Source organism: Burkholderia sp. FW306-1C-G01B, assembly GCF_058781685.1.
Genome location: NZ_JBYSWZ010000035.1, coordinates 1 through 2,475 on the forward strand (window position 1 = coordinate 1; position 2,475 = coordinate 2,475).

Below are 2,475 nucleotides of genomic sequence, written 5' to 3' on the forward strand. Positions count from 1 at the left end.
CGTAAGCGGCTAGCGAACCCATCTTGAGTTTGACCGAGACGCTTGGGAGTATCGTGTCCACCTAACGAATAAGCGGACACGTGAACACTATCGAATCGGAATCACGCCCGGAGCGTCGTCGTCGGCAACGCTACAGCGAGGAGTTCAAAGCGCGTGTGGTTGCTGCCTGCCAGGGAATCGGCGTATCGGTTGCGGCGGTCGCGCTGGAACACAGGCTCAACGCGAATCTGCTGCGGCGCTGGATCGATCAGGCGGAAGGTCGACTTCCCAAGAGACCGTTGGGCCGTCCACCGGCCACGCCACCGTCACTGCCAGCCTTTGTGCCGTTGGCATTGGGAACGCCGAGTCCGCATTCGCCAGAGATCCGCATCGAGGTGCGCCGGGGAGATCAGTCGATCACGGTGAGTTGGCCGGTGTCCGAGGCAACCCAGTGTGCCGCCTGGCTGCGTGAGTGGCTGCGGTGATCCGTGTCGACGAGATCTGGCTGGCAGTCGATCCACTGGACATGCGCGCCGGTTTCGATACGGCCTTGGCACGTGTGGTCAAGGTGTTCGGCGCCGCTCACCCACACCATGCCTATCTGTTCGCCAATCGGCGCGCCAACCGCATGAAGGTCCTGATTCACGACGGGATCGGCATCTGGCTGGCCGCGCGACGCCTGAACCAGGGGCAATTCGCCTGGCCGCACCTTGGCAGCGAACCCAAGCAGCGTGCCTTGACGCACGAACAGCTGGCCGGTCTGGTGCTGGGCTTGCCGTGGCAACGCATCGGCGAGGACGGCGTGATCCGTGTCGTCTGAGTCCGGGGGGACGTAAACAGTTGCGCTTCCGCCGTCTGCAGGGTTCTGGCAGACTGGTCCGCATGAATTTGCCTGCCGACCTCGACGCACTCAGCCCGGAACAGTTGCGCGCCCTGACAGCGCAACTGATAGCCGAGGTCGAGGCGAAGGACCAGAAGATCAAGGAGAAGGAGCGGGAAGCGAGTGAACGCGACCGGGAACTACGCTACCGGCAGACCCGTATCGATCAACTCACCCACGAGGTCTCGGTCCTCAAGCGCCAGCAGTTCGGCCGGCGCAGCGAGCAGCTCAACAGTGAGCAGATGAACCTGCTCGACGAGGCGATCGATGGCGACCTGGTTGCCATCGAGATGGAACTCGAACAGCTTGAGCCGACACGAGTTGAACGGCCACGCGAGCAGCCGAAACGCGCACCGCTGCCGCCGCAACTGCCGCGCACCGACATCCATCACGAACCGGATAGCACGACGTGCCAGTGCGGTTGCGAACGCATACGCATCGGCGAGGACGTGAGCGAGAAACTGGACTACACGCCAGGCGTGTTCACGGTGGAGCGGCACATCCGCGGCAAGTGGGTGTGCAAAGCATGCGAGACGCTGATCCAGGCGCCGGTTCCGCCGCATGTGATCGACAAGGGCGTGCCCACTGCCGGGTTGCTCGCGCAGGTGCTGATCGCCAAGTACGGCGACCACTTGCCGCTGTATCGCCAGGAACAGATCTTTGGTCGTGCGGGACTGGCCATTCCGAGATCCACGCTCGGTGCCTGGGTGGGCCGGTGTGGCGTGCAGTTGCAGCCGCTGGTCGACGCACTCCGCCAGGCCATCCTGCAACAGAGTGTGCTGCACGCGGACGAGACGCCAGTGCAGATGCTCAGCCCCGGCAAGGGCAAGACACACAGGGCGTACCTGTGGGCGTATACGCCGACTCAGTTCAGCGAACTGCGCGCGGTGGTCTACGACTTCGCCGAGAGCCGCGCCGGTGCGCACGCCCGCACGTTCCTGAGGGGCTGGCACGGCAAGCTGGTGTGCGATGACTACAGCGGGTACAAGGCCTCATTCCAGCACGGCATTACCGAGATCGGATGCGCGGCCCATGCCCGACGCAAGTTCTTTGAATTGCATGCCAATCACAGCAGCCAGATTGCCGGGCAGGCCCTGCCGTTCTTTACCGCGCTCTACGACATCGAACGGGAGGCCGCGGCATTGAATGCCGACGAACGGCAGCGGCTTCGCCAGCACCGCGCCAAAACGGTGTGCGATGCGCTCCATGAATGGCTGGTGGCACAGCGCAAACCCGTTGCGGAGGGTTCGGCGATTGCAAAGGCGCTGGACTACAGCCTGAAACGTTGGGACGCACTTACGCGCTATCTCGACGACGGGAACGTGCCGATCGACAACAACTGGGTTGAAAACCAGATCCGTCCGTGGGCAGTCGGACGGTCCAACTGGCTGTTCGCCGGATCGCTGCGTGCGGGACAGCGCGCAGCCGCCATCATGAGCTTGATCCGCTCGGCGCAGTTGAACGGGCTCGACCCGCTCGCCTATCTGAAGGACGTCCTCACACGCTTGCCGACCCACAAGGCCAGCGACATCGACGCGCTGCTGCCGCATCACTGGCAGCCTCTCTTGAGCACCGCCTAAACTCGCTCGTCAAGACGGGTTGGCTGGCCGCTTACG

Annotated in this window: 3 protein-coding genes; all 3 read left to right on the forward strand. The window is 63.6% G+C overall.

The window, feature by feature from the left end; translation table 11 throughout:
• The first annotated feature begins 80 nt into the window (after window positions 1-80).
• The gene (gene tnpA, locus AC3WLY_RS35140; RefSeq protein ID WP_492310898.1) at window positions 81-464 is read left to right on the forward strand and encodes an IS66-like element accessory protein TnpA; all 384 of its coding nucleotides are present in this window, start codon (window positions 81-83) and stop codon (window positions 462-464) included.
• Window positions 452-799 carry an IS66 family insertion sequence element accessory protein TnpB gene (tnpB, locus tag AC3WLY_RS35145; RefSeq protein WP_148092775.1) on the forward strand — a complete coding sequence of 116 codons (348 nt, stop codon included), beginning with the start codon at window positions 452-454 and terminating at the stop codon, window positions 797-799. The genes tnpA and tnpB overlap by 13 nt, the downstream gene beginning before the upstream one ends.
• 62 nt (window positions 800-861) lie before the next feature.
• Window positions 862-2,439, forward strand: coding sequence for an IS66 family transposase (gene tnpC / locus AC3WLY_RS35150; protein ID WP_175673213.1), 1,578 nt, complete (start codon window positions 862-864; stop codon window positions 2,437-2,439).
• Window positions 2,440-2,475: the final 36 nt, after the last annotated feature.

What these genes read in the sequence shown, in the direction of transcription:
- tnpC (WP_175673213.1), top strand. Translation starts at nt 862, where the DNA reads ATGAATTTGCCTGCCGACCTCGACGCACTCAGCCCGGAACAGTTGCGC.